Origin of the sequence: Methylobacterium sp. DB0501 (assembly GCF_011043735.1) — a bacterium.
GTDB lineage: Bacteria > Pseudomonadota > Alphaproteobacteria > Rhizobiales > Beijerinckiaceae > Methylobacterium > Methylobacterium alsaeris.
This window is the reverse complement of the sequence record NZ_JAAKGV010000001.1, coordinates 120,126-137,967: the sequence shown is the minus strand read 5'-3', so window position 1 is coordinate 137,967 and position 17,842 is coordinate 120,126. Positions and strand designations below refer to the sequence as shown.

Here is a 17,842-nt window from a genome sequence, read left to right as displayed (position 1 = left end):
GCAGGCCCGTCATCCTGTTGGATACGTAATGAACTCCATGAGCGATCCATCCGGATCCCGGAAGTAGACGCTGATCCCCTCGCCCACCGCCCCATGCCGCGGCACCGGCCCCAGCTCCACCGGCACCCCGTGCCGCTCCAGATGGGCGATCGCCTCCTCGATCGGGCCGTGCCAGCGGAAGCAGAGGTCGCTGTTGCCGGGCGCCACCGGGATGCGGGCGCGGGGCTCGCCGATCTGGCCCGGGCCGTGGCAGTTCAGCTGCACGCCGCCGAAGCGGTAGGCGTAGCCGCGGCCGACCGGGATGACCTCCGCGTCGAGCACGTCCCGGTAGAAGGCGGTGGAGCGCTCCCAGTCCGAGACGTGGATGACGCAGTGGTCGAGGTGGATCGCCGGGCGCACGGCGGTCACCGCCGCCTCGGGCGCACGTTCGGCAAGGGTCTCGGTATCCGGCATCGACAGCCTCCGGGTTTTCTCCCCCCAAGGTAAGGCCGATGTGCCGCCGGTGAACAGCCCGGTCGCGCAGGTCCAGTCAGGCGCGCCAGAACGGCTTGCGGCTCTCGCGCCGCACCACGTCCGGGTCGAGGCCGGTATCGCGCATCTGGGCGCGCGTCAGCTCGGCGAGGACGCGGCGGTCGCGGAGGCGCCGCCACCACAGGCGCAGGAGCAGCGGGCGGGGCGGGACCGGCGTGGCGACGGGACGGGTCAGGGGCAGCGGGATGGCAGGCATGGCTCTCGATCCGAGGCGGGGAGGGGCGATCCGGCCGGGATTGCACCGCCAGGATTGCTCCGATATCGTTCTCGGAACAATCGGAACATTGTTCTCGGAGCAATAATGGCGGCCACGGATTACCGCAGCATCGCCGACGCGGTCGCGGCCGAGATCGCCGCCGGAACCCTGCATCCGGGCGAGAGGCTACCGCCGCAGCGCGACTTCGCCTATCGCCGCGGCATCGCGGTCTCGACGGCGAGCCGCGTCTATGCCGAGCTCGCCCGGCGCGGCCTCGTCCTCGGCGAGGTCGGTCGCGGCACCTATATCCGCTCCGATCTCGGCGCCCCCGATCCGATCCGGCCGGAGCCGCCGTCGGGCGCCCTCGATCTCCAGCGCACCATGTCCCGCCTGCCCGAGCAGGAGACGCTGCTGGCCGAGACCCTGGCGGGGCTCGGGCGTCCCGCCGTCGAGGCGGCGCTGACCCTCTACGGCCCGGCCGGCACGCCGCAGGCGCGGGCCATCGCTGCCCGCTTCCTCGCCTGCGGCGGGTTCTCGCCCGATCCGGACAGGATCCTGTTCACCGGCAACGGCCGCCAGGGGCTTGCCGCCGCGCTGGCGGCGCTCGCCCCGCCGGGGGAGCGCATCGGCTGCGAGCCGCTGACCTATCCGGTGATCAAGGGCATCGCGGCGCGGCTCGGCATCGCCCTGGTGCCGCTCGCCGTCGACGGCGAGGGCGTCCGGCCCGAGGCCATCCTCCAGGCCCACCGGGCCATGCCGCTGCGCGGCCTCTACCTGCAGCCGACGCTGCAGAATCCCCTCGGCCTGACCATGGGGCCCCAGCGCCGGGCGGAGATCGCCGCCCTGCTCGCCGGGACCGGGCTCGTCGCCGTGGAGGATGCGGTCTACGGCTTCCTGCGCGACACCGACCCGATCGCCGCCCGGGCGCCGGAGCACGCGATCGTGGTCGACAGCCTGTCGAAGCGGGTGATGCCGGGCCTCACCGTCGGGATGGTCGTCAGCCCGCCCGCCCTCGTCGACCGCCTCGCGGCCTCGGTGCGCCAGGGCGGCTGGAGCGCGCAAGGCCTGGCGCTCGCCGCCGCCACGCGCTGGATGGGCGACGGCTCCGCCGCCCGGCTCGCCCTCACGAAGCGGCGCGACGCCGCCGAGCGCCAGGCGCTGGCGCGGGAGCGGCTCGCCGGCCTGACGGTGACGGGAGACGACGCCGCCTACCACCTCTGGCTCGCCTTGCCCGAGACCTGGCGCGCCGACGCCTATGCCGCGGCGGCCCTGCGGCGCGGCATCGCCCTCATCCCCGCCGCCGCCTTCGCGGTGAGCCCCGGCCATGCCCCGAACGCCGTCCGCCTCGCCCTCGCGACGCCCGCCCGCGACGACCTCGTGCGGGCGCTCGATGCCTTGCGCCACCTCGCCCTGGCGGGGGACGACCTGGCGGGGGACGACCCGACGGTCGAGTAGGCGTGGCCGCCCCTCACTGCGCCAGGCGGACCGGCTGGTCCTTCGCCGGGCCGACGCCGGCCGGCACCGGCACGGACGAGGCGCCGTAATTCGCGTTGATGACGAGGTTGGCGCTGCCCTGCGTTCGGATCTTTCGGGCCACCACCACCGTCCAGGGCGACTGGTCGGCGATCTTGTTGTCGGTGCCGTTCACGGTCAGGCTCGCATTCGGCAGGTAGACCGTGCCGAGGAGCTTGCGGGCGTTGCTGGTCGCGATCTCGACGTCGCCGACGACGCTGCGGTCGGTGATCAGCACGAAGCCGGCATAGGGCCCGGTCTTGCGGCCCTCGAGCTGGAGCACGGCCTGCTCGGTGATGCGCGCCGATACGAGGTTGCGCAGGATGACCACGACGTCGCTGCCGGTGATCGTCGAACGCCCGCCGATGGTGAGGCTCGAGCCGACGAAGTAATGCTCCCCGGGCGCGAGGACGAGGCTCGCGCTCCCGAGCACCGAGACCGCGCCGCAATGGACGCCGGGCTGGAGGTAGAACGTCCCGCTCCCGAGGCTGAGCGCGAACGAGTCGCACAGGACCGGCGCGCCGATCGCCATCCCGGCGAAGGGATCCTGCACCGGCGGGGCGTCGGTCACGGCTTCCGGGCGGATCGGCCCCGAGGCGCTGCCGGCGGCGCGAGCCTCGCCGGCGGAGACCAGGGCGGAGCCCGCCGCCGTCAGGTTGGCGTTGCTCTGAACCAGGCAATTGCTCGCCGTGATCTGGGAGCGACCCTGGACGGCGATGCTGTCCTGGCTCCCGGAAGGCTCGATCCCTTGCGCCCCGAGCACGCAGAGGGGCTTCCTCGCGGTGCGGATCGCCGTCGCGGAGGCCTGGAGGTTCCAGCCGCCCGGCGGCAGCAGGCTTCCGAAGAACGAGGCCCGGTGGGCGGTCTGCTGCACCGTGACGGCGCGGGTCGGTGCATCGATCGAGGTGGTCGAGGCGACCGTCCAGCGCAGGCGCAGGCCGGCGGCCATGCCGTCGGCGTAGAGGCGGGTGCGCTCCGCCGTGGCGGCGGACTGGTCGACGCCGAACTCGCCCGCGCCCTGAAGCGCCGCGGCGTCGACGATCTCCTGCAGCTTCGATTTCGCCAGCATCACCTCGGTGACCTCGGCGACGCCGACCGATCCCATCGCCAGGACCGGCAGCAGCAGGGCGAGCAGGACCGTGACCGTGCCGCGCCGGCAGTGCCGGAAGCGGGCGAGGGACGGGGCGAGGTCCGCACGGAGATTCATCGTCGGGACGGGCAGCGATCCGGGTTGCGACGGGATCGGACGCCATCGAAGGTTGTCTTATCGAGACGGCCGTTCCCAGCGTCGCGCCTGTCTGCTCGTCGAACCCCCAACAAAGGACTAACGGAACCATCAAACGCCGACTACATGACGATGATTACTCTCAGGGGTTGCCTCGATCGTCGCCGTGCCCGGCGTGGTTTGCACGATCCACGCCGGATCTCTCTGGGTCAGCCCGTGACGTCGTGCTCGATCGCGCCGAAGATCGAGTGCCCGCCGCCGTCCTTCATCTCGATCCGCAGGCGGTCGCCCGCCGCGAGATAGGGCGTGCGGACCCAGCCGCCGGTCAGGACCTCGGCGGCACGGGCCTCGGCGAGGCAGGCATAGCCGGCCCCGCCCTCGGCGGCGGGGCGGCCGGGGCCGCCGTCGATGCCGCGATTCGAGACCGGCCCGGCGCTGACGATCGTCCCGGCGCCGAGGGACCGGTGCCGCGCCGCCTCCGCCACCAGGGCGACGAGGCCGCTGCCGAGATCGGCCCCGGCCTCGGGGCAGCCGAGCGGCTTGTCGTTGCGGTGCACCTGCAGCTTGCGGTGCAGCGCCCCGTCGCGCCAGGCCTCCCCGAGCTCGTCGGGCGTGACCGCCACGGGGGCGAGGCTCGCGGCGAGCGCCGGCGCGTCGGCGCCGTCGAGGTCGAGCCCGTCCGGCCGCAGCCGGTCGTGGCGGATCACCTCGGCCACCAGCGTCACCAGCCGGATCGCGCCCGCGGCCGCGGCCGCGTCGGCGCCCTGCGGCACGTCCCCGGTGATCGCCGCGAGGCCGGCCGAGAGGTCGAGGGAGCCCGCCGGATCACCGGGTCCGAGCGGGTCGCGGGGCCCGAGGAACGCGTCGGACGCGGCGTGGCGCAGGCCCCCCGCCGTGCCGGACGGCGCCTCGGCGCCTGCCGCCTGGCGCAGCAGCGCCGGGTAGCCCGGCCAGGCGGCGGCGTGGCGGCGGGCATAGGCCCGGGGCAGGGGGGAGGCGCACTCGTGCTCGTGGAAGCGGAACGAGGGCACCGAGCCGTGCTCGAGCTGCTCGGCCAGGGCCTCGAGCGCCGGAGCGTAGCGCTCCCAGTCGTCGAGGGCCTGCTGCAGCGTCGGCACCACGATGAAGGCGTCGGTCGCGCGGGTGAGGTCGCGCGAGACCACGACGAGGCGGCCGTCGCGGCCGTGCTTGAGGCTGGCGAGCTTCATTCGGCATCCCTCCTGTGCCTGCCGTCCGGCAGGCGGGCGGCCCGATTCTTCGGGCGTTGCCTCATCATGGACCGCCCCGGCCGCGGAGGCTACGGCCGAGACGGCGGAACGCGGTCCTTGCGTCAGATCGTGCCGTGCACCAGGCCGTGGATGAAGCCGAGCTTGGCGATCACCGGCGGGGCCAGCACGAAGGGGTAGAGGTCGCCCTGTCCCATCGCCCGGTTGACGCTGTTGAGGGCGAAGACGAAGGGCAGCCAGGCCGCCACGATCTGCTCGATGCCCTGCGCCTCGTAGGGGTCGAAGTCGATCCGCGCGGCGAGCTCGCCGCCGGCATCGAGCAGCGGGTGGATCTGCATGCCGAAGGCGCTCGCCATCTCGAGCGTGTCGACGATGTGCAGGTAATGCGCCCAGGTCTCGGCGAAATCCTCCCACGGATGGGTGGTGGCGTAGGCCGAGACGTAGTTCTCCTGCCAGTTGGCCGGCGTGCCCTGCTCGTAGTGGCGCTGGAGCGCCGCGTTGTAATCCTGCGAATCATCCCCGAACACCGCCCGGCAGGCCTCCAGCCGGCCGGCGTCGCGGACCAGGAGGTCCCAGTAATGGTGCCCGACCTCGTGGCGGAAATGCCCGAGCAGCGTGCGGTAGGGCTCGCCCATCTCGCGCCGGCGCTTCTCGCGCTCGGCATCGTCGGCTTCCACCAGCGCGATGGTGACGACGCCGTTGTCGTGGCCCGTCATCACCTTCGGGCCCTGGTTCTCCGGCGGGTCGGCCAGGAAGTGGAAGATCAGCCCGTGCTCGGGATCCTCGGCCCGTGTCTTGAGCGGCAGGTTCCAGCGCAGGAGGCTGTAGACCAGCCGGTGCTTGGCGAATTCCATCTCGCGCCACTTGGCGAGGAAGTCCGGGTTCGAGACGTCGGGAATCGTGCCGTTGTGGCGGCAGGCGAGGCAGAACGCATCGCCCGAGCCCGGCGGCACCAGCCAGTTGCAGGCATCGTGCACCGCATTGGCGCAGAACCGGCTCGGCCGGTCCGGCACCGCCAGCGGCGTCCAGTCCTCGCCCCCGGCCGGCGTGAGCGCCGAGAGCGTGCGGGCCTCCGGCAGGTAGGCGAGGCGGTGGCCGCAGCGCTGGCAGGTCCGGTTCTCGAAATACAGGATGTTGCCGCAGGATTGGCACTGGAACAGCTTCATCGGGATCTCCACCGGGCGCAACCACCCGCCGCACGGTGCAACGAACGTGCTAGGGCCGGCGGGGTTGCGCCCCGGATCACGCGGTTATGCGGCTTGCCGAAGGGTGCCGGCCATGGCTTCCGGATCCCTGATCAGGTCCGTCACGTCCTCGCGCGAGATCGCGGTACCCAATCCGCCATGCACGATCGCGTTGCGGACCTGCGCCAGGGACCGCAGGCGACGGGCGTCGTCATCGTCGAGGTAGCCTTCCGGCTCGTAAACCCCCGCGAAGTCGGGAATCGCCGCCTTCGGGGCGCGCGTAGAAGGTCCAGCCGCGCCGCTGCGCGTCCGTCCTCAGGGAGTCCGGCAGGCGCCGTGTCTGATCCGCAAGGTCTTCGTCGGGCGGGGATCGGACTGTCATGTCACTCGCCTCCGGCCGATGCTGTCATCGACCATCACGTACAGGACCGGCGGGTCCGCGGCCACGGCCTGCTGCACCGTCGTCGTGAGAGAGGTGAACTCGACGTACACGCCCGGTTCGACTTTCTGCACGACCACTTTTTCGACGACTTGATCGTCCGGATAGACGATGCTCCGCATGCCGTCGAGGATGGGCTTCACGATGTCGTCGACGTCGCCCTGCATGGGGCCGGCGGGACGTAGACGATGGCGACCGATAACGGTCGACGATCCAGGAGGGTGAACTCCCGGCTCTGCGAGATCCGGCACCTTGCCGCCTCGCCGACCGTGATCTTCCAGGCCTCCCCCGCCTTTGCGGACGATTGCAGCGAGCGCGGCGTCGCCCGGATGACGAATTCCAGCGGGGAGGGTACGGCGACGTCGTCATCCATCCGGCGATCGGCTCGCGCTCGAGCGGTCGGGCGTGGCGACGCCCGTCCCCGCGTACCATCGCGGGCATGGCCGGTCATCGGGATGCCGAGCGTCCGCCCGCCGCCCACCCATGCCGCCCACGCCCTCACACCCCGCCCCCGAAATCCCCTATCACCATACCGCAAACCCGAACCGGGCCGACAGATGCCCGCGCGAGAGGAGACGCCGATGGCGATGAACGGGGCCGAGAGCCTGGTGCGCACCCTGGTGGCGGGGGGCGTGGAGGTGTGCTTCACCAATCCGGGCACCTCGGAGATGCACTTCGTCGCCGCCCTCGACCGGGTCGAGGGGATGCGGGCGGTGCTCTGCCTGTTCGAGGGCGGGGCGACGGGGGCCGCCGACGGTTATGCCCGCATGGCCGACAAGCCGGCCTCGACGCTGCTGCATCTCGGGCCGGGCCTCGGCAACGGCATCGCCAACCTGCACAATGCGCGCCGCGCCCGCTCGCCCCTCGTCAACATCGTGGGCGAGCACGCCACCTATCACCGTGCCTTCGACGCGCCGCTGACCTCCGACATCGAGGGGCTGGCCGGCCCGGTCTCGGCCTGGGTCCGCACGGGCATGAGCGCCAAGGCGGTGGCGGCGGACGGAGCCGATGCGATCGTCGCCGCCCGCACCGCGCCGGGGGGCGTCGCCACCCTGATCCTGCCCGCCGACACCGCCTGGGAGGAGGGGAGCGGCATCGCGCCCCTGCCGGCGATTCCGGAGCGGCCGCAGGCGAGCGACGAGGCGATCGCCCACGCGGTCGCGGCTTTGCGCAGCGGCGAGCCGGTGCTGCTGCATCTCGGCGACCGGGCGGTGCGCGACGAGGGGCGGCGCCTCGCCGCCCGCATCGCGCACAAGACCGGCGCCAAGCTGCTGGCCATGACCTCGAACGCCCGGATCGACCGCGGCGCCGGGACGGTGCCGATCGAGCGCCTGCCCTATCCGGTCGATCCGGCCCGCGAGGTGCTGGCGCCCTACAAGCACGTCATCCTGGTCGGCGCGACCCTGCCGGTGGCGTTCTTCGCCTATCCGGGCAAGCCGAGCGCGCTCGCCGCGCCCACCTGCGACGTCTTCGCCCTCGCGACGCCGGAGCAGGATCAGATCGACGCGCTGGCGCGCCTCGCCGAGGCCGTCGGCGCTTCCGCGGAGGTGCCCGCTCCCGCCGGTCCCCGGCCGGAGCTGCCGGGGGACGGCCGCCTCGACCAGGATTCGATCGCCCGGGTGCTCGGCGCGCTGATCCCCGAGGGCGCGATCGTCTGCGACGAGTCGGTCACCACCGGCCGCAACTTCTTCCCCGCGACGCACGCCGCGGCGCCCCATACCTGGCTCCAGCTCACCGGCGGCTCGATCGGGCTCGGCATCCCGATGGCGACCGGCGCCGCGGTGGCCTGCCCCGATCGCAAGGTGATCTCGCTCCAGGCCGACGGCAGCGCCCTCTACACCGCCCAGGCGCTCTGGACCCAGGCGCGCGAGCGCCTCGACGTGGTGACGCTGATCTGGTCGAACCGCTCCTACGCGATCCTGCGCCACGAACTGACCAATGTCGGCGCGAATCCGGGCCGCAAGGCCATCGACATGCTGACCCTCGACGACCCGCCGATCGACTGGGTGAGCCTGTCGCGGGGCTACGGCGTCGAGGCGCGCCGGGTCGAGACCCTGGCCCAGCTCGTCGACACCCTGACCGGGGCGCTGGCGCGGCGCGGCCCGTTCCTGATCGAGGTGGCGTTGGCCTAGGCAGGCTTCGCAGAGGCGGTCACCGGTCTCGCGACGAAAATGCAGTAAAATCAGAGATCTGGAGTGGCGCCCGATGGCAACGCGATCGGGTGCCGCTCGACAACCCGGAGCCTCGGGCGTTGCCGAGGCATGCGTATTCGCATCCTAGCCGGCTCATCTTAACGTTCCGGAAGACTCCGACACCCTACCACGACGACGGATCGGCTTCGGATCGGACGGGATGGGCGGAAACGCGACGAGCGACGGCACCGAGAGGCTGCTGCACCGCTGGCACGCCGCGCAGGCCGCCGCCCGCGGGCTGCCTGCCTACGAGGAGGTGGTCCTCGGCAATCTCGGCCGCATGGCGGGCCACGCCGCCCTGGTGGGCGGCCTCCCGGACCGCCTCCGCCTGCTCTGGACCGGCGAGGCGTTCGAGGACTGGCTCGGCCGGCCTGCGGCCGACCTCGCCCTCGACGACCTGCCGGGCGGCCTCGCCCAGGGCCTGCGCGACATCGTCGGCACCGCCAGCGCCGGCGGCGCCCCGATGCGGGCGTCCTGCACCCGGGTGGCGGGCGGCGTCGCCTACACCACCGGGATGGTCGCCCTGCCGCTGGCGGCGCGGGCCGGCGGTTCCCTGGTGCTGCTCGGCCTCTCGGGCGGGACCGTGCGGACGAACCTTCTCAAGACGCTGTTCCGCTCCACCCGCCAGGGCATGGTGGCGGGCGCGGCGCTGCGGGGGGCGGACGGGACGGTGCAGGATTTCCGCATCCTCGCCCTCAACGCCGCCGCCGCCGCGATGCTGCGCGCCACCGTCGAGACGGCGCAGTGGCAGCGCCTGACCGTGCTGATGCCGAGCCTCAGGAACTCGCTCGTCTTCGACCGGCTGGCGGCCGCCCTCGACGGGGCGGCGGGCAGCTTCGAGGATTCGTATTCGCGTCCCGACGGGAGCATGCTGCACCTGCGCATCGAGATCGCGGCGTTCGGCGAATTGATCGGCGTCACCCTGACGGATATCGGCGACCTGAAGGCGCGGGAGGCCTCGGCCCGCCTGCTGTTCGAGCACAACCCGGTGCCGATGTGGCTCTCGGGGGAGGACGGCGCGGTGCTGGCGGTCAACGACGCCGCCACCGGCCATTACGGCTTCCCCCGCGAGGATTTCCTGCGGCTCTCGCTCGGCGACCTCTCGACCGGCGAATCCGTGGCCGGCGGTCTCCCGGCTCCGGGCGGGCCCGGCCCGTCCCAGCGCCATCGCCGCCGCGACGGCAGCGTGATCGACGTCGAGGTGTTCTCCGGCCCGATGGCGTTCGAGGGCCGGAGCGCCACCCTGTCCGCCTGCGTCGACGTCACCGAGCAGCGCCGGGCCGAACGGCGCATCGCCCACATGGCCCATCACGACGCCCTGACCGGGCTGCCGAACCGCGTCCTGTTCCATCGCCGCCTCGCCGAGGCGACGGCGGCCGGCGCGCCCGTCGGCCTGCTCTGCCTCGACCTCGACCATTTCAAGCTCGTCAACGACACCCTCGGCCACCCGGCCGGCGACGCGCTGCTGCGCCAGGTCGCCGAGCGCCTGCGCGCCTGCCTGCCGGCCGAGGGGTTGGTGGCGCGGCTCGGCGGCGACGAGTTCGCGATCCTCTGCCCGGCCGGGCGGGCAGAGGATCGCGAACTCGTCGCCCTCGCCGACCGGATCATCACCGCCCTCTGCCGCGCCTTCGCGCTGGCGGGCCAGGACGTCACCGTGGGGGTCAGCATCGGCATCGCGCTGGCGCCCGAGCACGGCGACGACCCGGACGGGCTGCTGCGCAAGGCCGACACCGCCCTCTACGCCGCCAAGGCCGACGGGCGGCGCACGCGGCGGGTGTTCGAGCCCGCCATGGATGCGGCGCTCCAGAGCCGCCGAGCCCTGGAGCGCGACCTGCGCGCGGCGATCGCCGCGGAGGCGCTCGAGGTCCATTACCAGCCCCTCGTCGCGGCCGACAGCCTCGCGGTCACCGGCTGCGAGGCGCTCTTGCGCTGGCGCCACCCCGAGCGCGGCTTCGTCTCGCCGGCGGAGTTCATCCCGGTCGCCGAGGAGACCGGGATGATCGCGGCCCTGGGCGAGTGGGTGCTGGCCCGGGCCTGCCGCGAGGCCGCCGGCTGGCCGGCCGGATTGCGGGTCGCCGTCAACCTCTCGCCGGCGCAGTTCCGCACCCCCGACCTCGTCGGCACCGTGGCGCGGGCGCTGGCCGAATCGGGCCTCGACCCGGCCCGGCTCGAGCTCGAGATCACCGAGCAGGTGATGCTGGAGGAGACCGTCTCCAACGTGGCGGTGCTGCACCGGCTGCGCAGCCTCGGATTGCGCATCGCCATTGACGATTTCGGCACCGGCTACGCCTCGCTGAGCTACCTCCAGGCCTTCCCGTTCGACAAGATCAAGATCGACCGGTCGTTCACCGCGGCGCTCGGCCGCGAGGCCACGGCGGTGGCGATCGTGCAGGCGGTGATCGGGCTCGGCGCCGGCCTCGGCATCACCACCCTGGCGGAGGGCGTCGAGACCGAGGACCAGCTCGCCTTCCTGCGGCGCAGCGGCTGCGCCGAGGTCCAGGGCTTCCTGTTCAGCCGCCCGGTCCCGGCGGCCGAGCTGCACCGCCTGCTGGCGGCCGGTGCGGCGCCCTGGATGCACCGCAAGACCGCCGAGTCCAGGATGGTCGAGCCCAAGGCGGCCGAGCCCAAGGCGGCCGAGTCCAAGGCAACCGAGTCCAAGGCGGCCTAGTCCCTGACGACCGCGCCCCGGATGGCGGCGCCCGACCGGACCACGCCATCCTTTTCCCGGCCTTGCGTCCAGGAGGACACAACCTGCGGCGGCGGGAGCGGCTAGGCATGAGGCAACTCTGCCGAAACCCTCTCTTGCCGAAAGGTGACCGCCGCATGCCCCCGCGCCGCCTCGTCCTCGCCCTCCTCGCCGGGCTGCCGCTCGCGGCCTGCAACGCCCGCGGGCCCGCCACCGTCGCGGCCGTGGATCCGGACGCGGCCTGGTACATCGGCAGCATGCCCGACCAGCCCTACGACGTGCCGCTGGTCGACCGCAGCCGGATGGATCCGAAATACCGGCGCCAGACCGTGGCCTATACGGGCCTCGAGAAGCCCGGGACCGTCGTCGTCGATATCGACGAGCGCTTCCTCTACCTCGTCCAGGAGGGCAGCCAGGCTCTGCGCTACGGCGTCGGCGTCGGCAAGCTCGGCTTCTCCTGGAAGGGCACCGCCACGGTCGGCCGCAAGGGCGTCTGGCCCGATTGGGGCCCGACCGCCAAGATGGTCAGCCTCAATCCCGACCTGCCGCGCACCCGCAAGGGCGGCGTCGACAACCCGCTCGGCGCCCGCGCCCTCTACCTCTACCAGGGCGGCCGCGACATCCTGTTCCGCATCCACGGCACCAACGAGCCCTGGAGCATCGGCGAGCAGATGTCCTCGGGCTGCGTGCGGATGCTGAACGAGGACGTGGTCGATCTGTACAACCGGGTGCCGGTGGGCACGACCGTGATGGTGAAGCGCAACGGGAAGTACCGGGTATAGGGGGCTGCGAAGGCTCGCGCCCCGAACCCTCCCCCGCGGAGGGAGGAGGGTGAGCGGAAGCGCTCCGTCATGCGACTTCCGATTGATCGCCCGGCGATTGCTGCGCAATCGCGTTCGCCATGCGGAAGTCGGCTTCGCGCAGACGCCGCGCGGACTTCGTGTCAGAGCGGCGGGTGCATCCAGAACTGGGCGATCAGCGCCGCGCCGAGGAACGTGCCGGCATTGGCCATGAACGACACCACCACGATGCGCCAGCCGAGGCGGCGGAAGGCCGGAAAATCCTTGGCGAGCGAGAGGCCCGCGAAGGCGAGGATCGGGGTGGCGAGCGCCAGGAAGTTGATCCGGCCCGTCGCCGCCGCGATCTCGGCCGAGAACGGCGTCCCCGGATAGGTGAGCGCCATGCCGATCAGGGACACCCAGACCACCGCCGGCAGCCGGCGTCCGGCCAGGCGGTACAGCACCTCGCCGACCGCCACCGCGCCGACGATGATCGCGGCGCCCAGGAGCACCTGAGCGTCCGGCTTCGTGCCGTAGGTGAGCCAGTTGCCGACGAGGCCGAAGGCCGCGGTGGCGAGCCAGATCAGCACCAGGGCGGGCAGGCCGAAGGCCGGGGCGGCGTGCGCGGCCATGGCGGCCGCCGGCTCGGGCGCGACCTCGGGCCGGCCGCGGCCGCGGCCGAGGATCGGCTCCAGCACGCCGTAGGCCCAGACCGTGAACGGCAGCGACAGGAACAGGGTGAAGTAGGTGCCGATGGTGGTGGTGATGAGGTTGCTCGCCGCCGCGAAGGTGGCGACCTCCTTGGCCATCTCGGGGGTCTGCTGCGCCGCGATCGCGCCGGCGGCCGCCGCCATCATGCTGCCCGAGCCGACGCCGGCCCCCATGGCGAGCGCGAGCGGGTTGAAGATCCCGAGGCTCGCGATCAGCCCGGCCAGGACCGCGATGAACACCGCCCCGAACACCGTGCCGGTCAGGTACTCGGCCAGCACGCCGCGGCCCTCGGGGGAATCCATGCCGTAGCGCTCGCCGATGATGGCGAGGCTCGGCTCGCGCCCGACCGAGAAGGTGGCGCCGATCGCCTCGCGCTTGAGGCCGAGCAGCAGCGCCACCGGCAGGCCGAACACCATCGTGCCGAAGAAGTGCCCGAATTCCTGGAAGGCGAGGGCCCAGCCGGCGCCGAGGATCTTCGGCAGCGAGCCGCCGACGAGGAGGCCGAGCTTGGCGACGAAGAGGAGGAGCGCCGGCTGCAGGATCGCCCCGGCGGCGACTTGCAGCGACACCGGCAGCCGCAAGGCGCGCGGCAGGCGCGGCGCGGCGAGCCCGAGGCCGCCGCCCATCAGCAGCGCCCAGAGCAGCGGCAGCAGGATGATCTTGCCGTGGCCGAGCGGGATCGCGACGTTGCCGATCGCCTCCGCGAGCGTCACCACCACGAGGGCGAGGAGGAACAGGACCAGGATGCCGGCGCGGCCGGCGGCGGAGGGAGGCGCGACGGCCGGACGGCCGGTCGCCAGGGTGGCGCTCGTCATGTCGAAATCTCCGGTGCGGGGGACGGTCCGGGGGCCGCCCCCGGACCGGGAGGGGTGTCAGGCGCCGATGCCGGGGGCGTAGCCGAAGGAGGCGGCGGGGGCGGCGGCGGTCTCGACCCACACGCTCTTGACCTGCGTGTATTCGTGCAGGGCCTCGATCCCGCTGGAGCGGCCGTAGCCACTCGTCCCCGAGCCGCCGAAGGGCGAGGCGACGTGGATGGTCTTGTAGGCGTTGATCCAGAACGTGCCGGCCCGCACCGCAGCCGCCACCCGGTGGGCGCGGCCCACGTCCCGGGTCCAGACCGCGCCGGCGAGCCCGAAGGCGGAATCGTTGGCGATGCCGACCGCCTCCTCCTCCGTGTCGAACGGGATCACCGTCACCACCGGGCCGAAGATCTCGGTCCGGGCGCAATCCATGGTGTTGTCGGCCTCCGCCAGGATCGTCGGGCGCACGTAGTAGCCGCCCTCGGCCGGCGTGCCGTCGCTGCCGGCGGCGAGGCGCGCGCCCTGGTCGAGGCCGCCGCGGATCATCGCCAGCACGTGCCGGTACTGGGCGGCGTTGTTGATCGGCCCGACCTCGGTCTGCGGGTCGAGGGGATCGCCGACGCGGATGCGTGCGGCGCCCGCCGCCAGCATGGCAAGGAGGCGGTCGTAAACCGGGCGCTCGACGAGGAGCCGCGAGCCGGCGACGCAGGACTGGCCGGCGCCGGCGAAGATCGCGGCTTGCGCGCCGAGGCAGGCCCGCTCCAGGTCGGCATCGGCGAAGACGATGTTGGCCGACTTGCCGCCGAGTTCGAGCAGGCAGGGCTTGAGGTGGCGTGCCGCGGCCTCCGCGATGCGCGCGCCGGTGGCCGGCGAGCCGACAAAGACCACCTTCGCGACCGCCTCCTCGGCGAGCGCCGCCTGGCCGGTGGTGTGGCCGTAGCCGGACAGCACGTTGACGACGCCCGCGGGCAGGCCGGCCCTCTCGGCGAGCGCCGCCACGGCGAGCGAGGTCAGGGGGGTCAGCTCCGAGGGCTTGAGCAGCACGGAGTTGCCAGCTGCCAACGCCGGGGCGAGCTGCCAGCCGCAGGTGAAGACCGGGGCGTTCCAGGGCGTGATCTGCAGCACCACGCCGACGGGCTCGCGGCGCGTGTAGTTGAGGTGGCCGGTCGGGACCGGGATCACCTCACCGTGCAGCTTGTCGGCCCAGCCGGCGTAATACTCGAACATCTCCGCGACCTTGGTCGCCTCGACGCGGCAATCGCGGATCGGCTTGCCGGCATTGAGCGCCTCGAGGCGCGCGAGCGGCTCGATCTCGGCCCGGATGCCGCGCGCGATCTCCTGCATCACCCGGCCGCGGGCGGCCCCCGTCAGCGCCGCCCAGCGCGCCTGTCCGGCACGCGCCGCCCGGGCGGCCTCGGCCACCACGGCGGGGCCCGCATCCGGATACTCGGCGAGCGGCATCCCGGTCGAGGGATCGACGAGGCGCACCGGCTCGCCGGTGCCGGGGACGATGCGGCCGTCAACCCAGGATCCGATCACGGACATCTCGGGGAAGAACGGGCGCAAGGAGGCGGCGAGCGCCCGGGGTCGTGTCTCGGTCATCAGGGGTCCTCCGGTCAGGCGAGCTGGAGCTTGACGATGGCGTTGAAGTCGGCGTCGTCCGGGACGGCCTCGGCGCTGTCGCGCCACAGCCGGGCGACCTCTGCGGAGAGCGGCAGGTCGAGGGCGAGGGCGCCGATCAGCTCTTCCGCGAGGCGCACGTCCTTGCGCATCAGCTTCATGGTGAAGCCGGAATCGAAAGCGCCGTTGAGCACCCAGGTCGGGAAGTTGACTTGCGTGACGCCGCTGCGTCCCGAGCCGGCATTGATCCCGGCGAGCAGGCGCCCGGGATCGACGCCGGCATCTCGCGCCATCCGCACGGCCTCGGCCGCAGTGATCAGGTGGGCGGCGCAGAGCAGGTTGTTGGCGAGCTTGGTGACGTGGCCGGCGCCGACGCCGCCGACATGGACCCGCGTCGCGCTCATGGCCGCGAGAACCGGCTCGGCCCGGGCCACGGCGTCGTCGCCGCCGCCGATCACCATGGTCAGGGTTGCGGCATGCGCGCCCTTCGGCCCGCCGCTCACCGGCGCATCGACGAGGGCGATGCCCGCCGGCTCCAGCGCCGCCGCGACGCGCCGGGTCACGTCCGGGTGCGAGGTCGAGGTGTCGATGACGAGAAGGCCGGCTCGGGCGCCGTCGAGCGGCCCGTCGGCTCCGAGCAGCACCGCCTCGACCACGTCGGGGGTCGGCAGCGACAGCACGACGGCCTCGCAGTCCCGCCACAGGGCCCGCGGCCCCTCCGCCACCGCGATGCCGTCCGCCGCCGAGGCCTCGCGGGCGGCGGGCGCAGGGTCGTAGCCGATCACGGCAAAGCCGCGCCGGTGCAGGGACAGGGCCATGCCCCGGCCCATATGGCCGAGGCCGATCACGCCGATCGTGCGCATGTCTGGTGTCTCCCGACGGCGCCGGGATCGTGGTCGCGGCGCCTTCTGGGATCGGGAGAGTGGGTCACGCCGCCGTTGAGCGGAACGTCACTGGCCGGTATTTTGCGTTGACTTGCCGGCAACGTACCCGGCGGGTGGGAGGGACGACCCGATGCACAGCCTCGACGAGCGCTGCCTGCGCTACCTGGCGGAGGCGGTCGGCTGCGGCTCGGTCCGCGCGGCGGCCGACAAGCTCAACGTCAACGCCTCGGTGGTGAGCCGCCAGATCGTCCAGATGGAGGGGCAACTCGCCACGCCGCTGATCGAGCGCCATCGCCGCGGCGTGCGGGCGACCCCGGCCGGCTCCCTGCTCCTCGACTATTACCGGCGCCAGACCTCCGACCGCGAGGACATCCTGGCCAAGCTCACCGACCTGAAGGGCCTGCGCCGCGGCCATATCGACGTGGTGCTCGGCGAGGGCTTCGTCGGCGACCTGATGTCGGGCCTGCTCCAGGATTTCTGGGCCCGCCACCCCGACCTGACCATGACCCTCGACCTGGCGGCGACCAACGACGTGGTGCGCCGGGTCGTCGAGGACGAGGCGCATCTCGGCCTCGTCTACAACCCGCCGCCGGAGCCGCGCCTGCGCACCCACCTGGCGATGCCGCAGCCGATCCGGCTCCTGGTGCGGACCGACCACCCGCTCGCGCATCATGCCGGCCCGGTCCGCCTCGCCGACCTCGCCGGCCACCGCCTCGGCACGATGCACCCGGCCTACGGCATCCGGCAGATCATCGCGGCGGCGGAGCGGGCCGAGGGCGTGCGGCTCGACCCGGCCGTGATCACCGGCTCGATCGGCGTGCTCAAGCAGTTCGTCGCCTCCGGCACCGGCGTCACCCTGCTCCCGGCCTTCTGCGCCGCGCAGGAGGTGCGGGAGGGAATCCTGGCGGCCCTGCCGCTCGCCGATCCGGGCCTCGACGGCGTCGAGGCCCGGATCGTCACCCGGCTGGGCCGCCAGCTCCCGCCGGCGGCGGGCAAGCTCTTGCAGCACCTGGCGCGGGGGATGGCGGGGGAGGGACGGGGGCGGGGTGACGTTGCCCGGACGTGATGAGCCGGGCGGAGCCGTCGCGAGGAGCCTTTGCCCGCGGCCGGCCGACCATCCTCCTGTCATCCGGAGGCCGCGACAGCGGAGCCCGGGATCCACGACCGCCGGCGCTTCAAGACGAAGCGGAACGCCGACGGCCCTTGCCGGCACCGCCGGCGGTCATGGATCCCGGGTCCTCACCGTCGGTGGGACCCGGGATGGTCGGGAGGGCGTCAGGTCGCGGATGGCTCCGAGATATCCTGGCCGCCCGCCCCCGCATCGAACGCCGCCCGGAAATCCGGCAGCGCCAGTTCATGCAGCAGCTCCCGCAGCCGGCCCGCCCGCTCCGGCCCGAACGCCGCCTCGAAGCGCTCCTGCGCGGCGCGCCACAGCGGCGTCGCCGCCTTCAGCTTGGCGGTGCCCGACTCCGTGAGCGCGATGCGCCGCGCCCGGCGGTCCCGGGGATCGGGCACCACGCTGACATAGCCGTCGCGGGTCAGGGGCTTGAGGGTGTGGGCGAGCCCGGAGAGGTCCATCACCATCGCCTCGGCGAGCTCGCCCATGGTCGGGCTGCCGAGGCCGCGGATCGTCGCGAGCAGGCCGTACTGCGTCGTGCGCAGGCCGCTCGGCGCCAGGGCCTCGTCGTAGAGCTGCCCGACGCTGCGCGTCGCCCGGCGCAGGGCCGCATTGCTGCAACGGGTCGGATGGATCGTCACGGCTCGCCTCCGCGCCCCGCCGCGGCGGGGTTCACGATCCCGGTATGCGACCATCCCGGGCGCGCCGCAACGCGGCCTCGAGCGGGGTCCTCGGCCGAC

General features: G+C 73.1%; 15 protein-coding genes and 1 pseudogene. 5 read left to right on the top strand and 11 right to left on the bottom strand.

Features of this window, described 5'->3' with window-relative positions; genetic code table 11:
* Nucleotides 1-9 precede the first annotated feature (9 nt).
* Both G4G93_RS00630 and G4G93_RS00625 read right to left on the bottom strand, forming a co-directional pair.
* Nucleotides 10-453, bottom strand: coding sequence for a VOC family protein (locus G4G93_RS00630; RefSeq protein WP_165080267.1), 444 nt, complete (start codon nucleotides 451-453; stop codon nucleotides 10-12).
* A gap of 76 nt (nucleotides 454-529) precedes the next feature.
* Nucleotides 530-727, bottom strand: coding sequence for a translation initiation factor IF-2 (locus tag G4G93_RS00625; RefSeq protein WP_165080265.1), 198 nt, complete (start codon nucleotides 725-727; stop codon nucleotides 530-532).
* Nucleotides 728-832: 105 nt separating this feature from the next.
* On the opposite strand from G4G93_RS00625, the gene G4G93_RS00620 reads away from it, so the two are divergent.
* Nucleotides 833-2,182, top strand: coding sequence for a PLP-dependent aminotransferase family protein (locus G4G93_RS00620; RefSeq protein ID WP_165080263.1), 1,350 nt, complete (start codon nucleotides 833-835; stop codon nucleotides 2,180-2,182).
* Between the two features lie 13 nt (nucleotides 2,183-2,195).
* Here G4G93_RS00620 and G4G93_RS00615 read toward each other — a convergent pair whose 3' ends face one another.
* From G4G93_RS00615 to G4G93_RS00595, 5 genes are all read right to left on the bottom strand, one after another.
* Nucleotides 2,196-3,446: a pilus assembly protein TadG-related protein gene (locus G4G93_RS00615; RefSeq protein ID WP_165080260.1), complete on the bottom strand. Its 1,251-nt coding sequence runs from the start codon at nucleotides 3,444-3,446 to the stop codon at nucleotides 2,196-2,198.
* A gap of 227 nt (nucleotides 3,447-3,673) precedes the next feature.
* Complete coding sequence (locus tag G4G93_RS00610) at nucleotides 3,674-4,672, bottom strand: fumarylacetoacetate hydrolase family protein (protein ID WP_165080258.1); 999 nt, start codon at nucleotides 4,670-4,672, stop codon at nucleotides 3,674-3,676.
* Between the two features lie 122 nt (nucleotides 4,673-4,794).
* Nucleotides 4,795-5,856: a putative zinc-binding metallopeptidase gene (locus G4G93_RS00605; RefSeq protein WP_165080255.1), complete on the bottom strand. Its 1,062-nt coding sequence runs from the start codon at nucleotides 5,854-5,856 to the stop codon at nucleotides 4,795-4,797.
* Nucleotides 5,857-6,252: 396 nt separating this feature from the next.
* Nucleotides 6,253-6,456 carry a hypothetical protein gene (locus tag G4G93_RS00600; protein WP_312891590.1) on the bottom strand — a complete coding sequence of 68 codons (204 nt, stop codon included), beginning with the start codon at nucleotides 6,454-6,456 and terminating at the stop codon, nucleotides 6,253-6,255.
* A complete protein-coding gene (locus tag G4G93_RS00595) occupies nucleotides 6,453-6,686 on the bottom strand; it encodes a hypothetical protein (RefSeq protein WP_165080249.1) in 234 nt (77 codons plus the stop codon). The genes G4G93_RS00600 and G4G93_RS00595 overlap by 4 nt, the downstream gene beginning before the upstream one ends.
* Before the next feature lie 208 nt (nucleotides 6,687-6,894).
* On the opposite strand from G4G93_RS00595, the gene G4G93_RS00590 reads away from it, so the two are divergent.
* From G4G93_RS00590 to G4G93_RS00580, 3 genes are all read left to right on the top strand, one after another.
* Nucleotides 6,895-8,445: an acetolactate synthase large subunit gene (locus G4G93_RS00590; RefSeq protein WP_165080247.1), complete on the top strand. Its 1,551-nt coding sequence runs from the start codon at nucleotides 6,895-6,897 to the stop codon at nucleotides 8,443-8,445.
* Between the two features lie 220 nt (nucleotides 8,446-8,665).
* Nucleotides 8,666-11,173 (top strand): bifunctional diguanylate cyclase/phosphodiesterase, encoded by a 2,508-nt coding sequence (locus G4G93_RS00585; protein ID WP_206289408.1) that lies wholly within the window; start codon nucleotides 8,666-8,668, stop codon nucleotides 11,171-11,173.
* A gap of 155 nt (nucleotides 11,174-11,328) precedes the next feature.
* A complete protein-coding gene (locus G4G93_RS00580; RefSeq protein WP_165080244.1) occupies nucleotides 11,329-11,973 on the top strand; it encodes a L,D-transpeptidase in 645 nt (214 codons plus the stop codon).
* 161 nt (nucleotides 11,974-12,134) lie between these two features.
* On the opposite strand, the gene G4G93_RS00575 is transcribed toward G4G93_RS00580, so the two are convergent.
* The 3 genes and pseudogenes from G4G93_RS00575 to G4G93_RS00565 form a co-directional block, all read right to left on the bottom strand.
* Nucleotides 12,135-13,496, bottom strand: a complete 1,362-nt coding sequence (locus G4G93_RS00575) for a DUF3100 domain-containing protein (protein WP_165080241.1) — start codon at nucleotides 13,494-13,496, stop codon at nucleotides 12,135-12,137.
* 57 nt (nucleotides 13,497-13,553) lie between these two features.
* Nucleotides 13,554-15,083, bottom strand: coding sequence for an aldehyde dehydrogenase family protein (locus G4G93_RS00570; RefSeq protein ID WP_165080238.1), 1,530 nt, complete (start codon nucleotides 15,081-15,083; stop codon nucleotides 13,554-13,556).
* A gap of 14 nt (nucleotides 15,084-15,097) precedes the next feature.
* Nucleotides 15,098-16,006: pseudogene (locus tag G4G93_RS00565) on the bottom strand (NAD(P)-dependent oxidoreductase); the annotation flags it as partial.
* 109 nt (nucleotides 16,007-16,115) lie between these two features.
* Here G4G93_RS00565 and G4G93_RS00560 point away from each other — a divergent pair.
* On the top strand, nucleotides 16,116-17,051 hold the full coding sequence (locus G4G93_RS00560; RefSeq protein ID WP_165080234.1) for a LysR family transcriptional regulator: 936 nt from the start codon (nucleotides 16,116-16,118) through the stop codon (nucleotides 17,049-17,051).
* Between the two features lie 209 nt (nucleotides 17,052-17,260).
* Here the strand turns inward: G4G93_RS00560 and G4G93_RS00555 are convergent, their stop codons facing one another.
* Complete coding sequence (locus tag G4G93_RS00555) at nucleotides 17,261-17,743, bottom strand: MarR family winged helix-turn-helix transcriptional regulator (protein WP_312891589.1); 483 nt, start codon at nucleotides 17,741-17,743, stop codon at nucleotides 17,261-17,263.
* Between the last annotated feature and the right edge of the window lie 99 nt (nucleotides 17,744-17,842).

Bases quoted from the DNA above. Each gene is read 5' to 3' on its own strand.
- G4G93_RS00570 (WP_165080238.1), bottom strand. From the start codon at position 15,083: ATGACCGAGACACGACCCCGGGCGCTCGCCGCCTCCTTGCGCCCGTTC.
- G4G93_RS00615 (WP_165080260.1), bottom strand. From the start codon at position 3,446: ATGAATCTCCGTGCGGACCTCGCCCCGTCCCTCGCCCGCTTCCGGCAC.
- G4G93_RS00585 (WP_206289408.1), top strand. From the start codon at position 8,666: ATGGGCGGAAACGCGACGAGCGACGGCACCGAGAGGCTGCTGCACCGC.
- G4G93_RS00610 (WP_165080258.1), bottom strand. From the start codon at position 4,672: ATGAAGCTCGCCAGCCTCAAGCACGGCCGCGACGGCCGCCTCGTCGTG.
- G4G93_RS00625 (WP_165080265.1), bottom strand. From the start codon at position 727: ATGCCTGCCATCCCGCTGCCCCTGACCCGTCCCGTCGCCACGCCGGTC.
- G4G93_RS00575 (WP_165080241.1), bottom strand. From the start codon at position 13,496: ATGACGAGCGCCACCCTGGCGACCGGCCGTCCGGCCGTCGCGCCTCCC.
- G4G93_RS00620 (WP_165080263.1), top strand. From the start codon at position 833: ATGGCGGCCACGGATTACCGCAGCATCGCCGACGCGGTCGCGGCCGAG.
- G4G93_RS00590 (WP_165080247.1), top strand. From the start codon at position 6,895: ATGGCGATGAACGGGGCCGAGAGCCTGGTGCGCACCCTGGTGGCGGGG.
- G4G93_RS00630 (WP_165080267.1), bottom strand. From the start codon at position 453: ATGCCGGATACCGAGACCCTTGCCGAACGTGCGCCCGAGGCGGCGGTG.
- G4G93_RS00580 (WP_165080244.1), top strand. From the start codon at position 11,329: ATGCCCCCGCGCCGCCTCGTCCTCGCCCTCCTCGCCGGGCTGCCGCTC.
- G4G93_RS00560 (WP_165080234.1), top strand. From the start codon at position 16,116: ATGCACAGCCTCGACGAGCGCTGCCTGCGCTACCTGGCGGAGGCGGTC.
- G4G93_RS00595 (WP_165080249.1), bottom strand. From the start codon at position 6,686: ATGGATGACGACGTCGCCGTACCCTCCCCGCTGGAATTCGTCATCCGG.
- G4G93_RS00605 (WP_165080255.1), bottom strand. From the start codon at position 5,856: ATGAAGCTGTTCCAGTGCCAATCCTGCGGCAACATCCTGTATTTCGAG.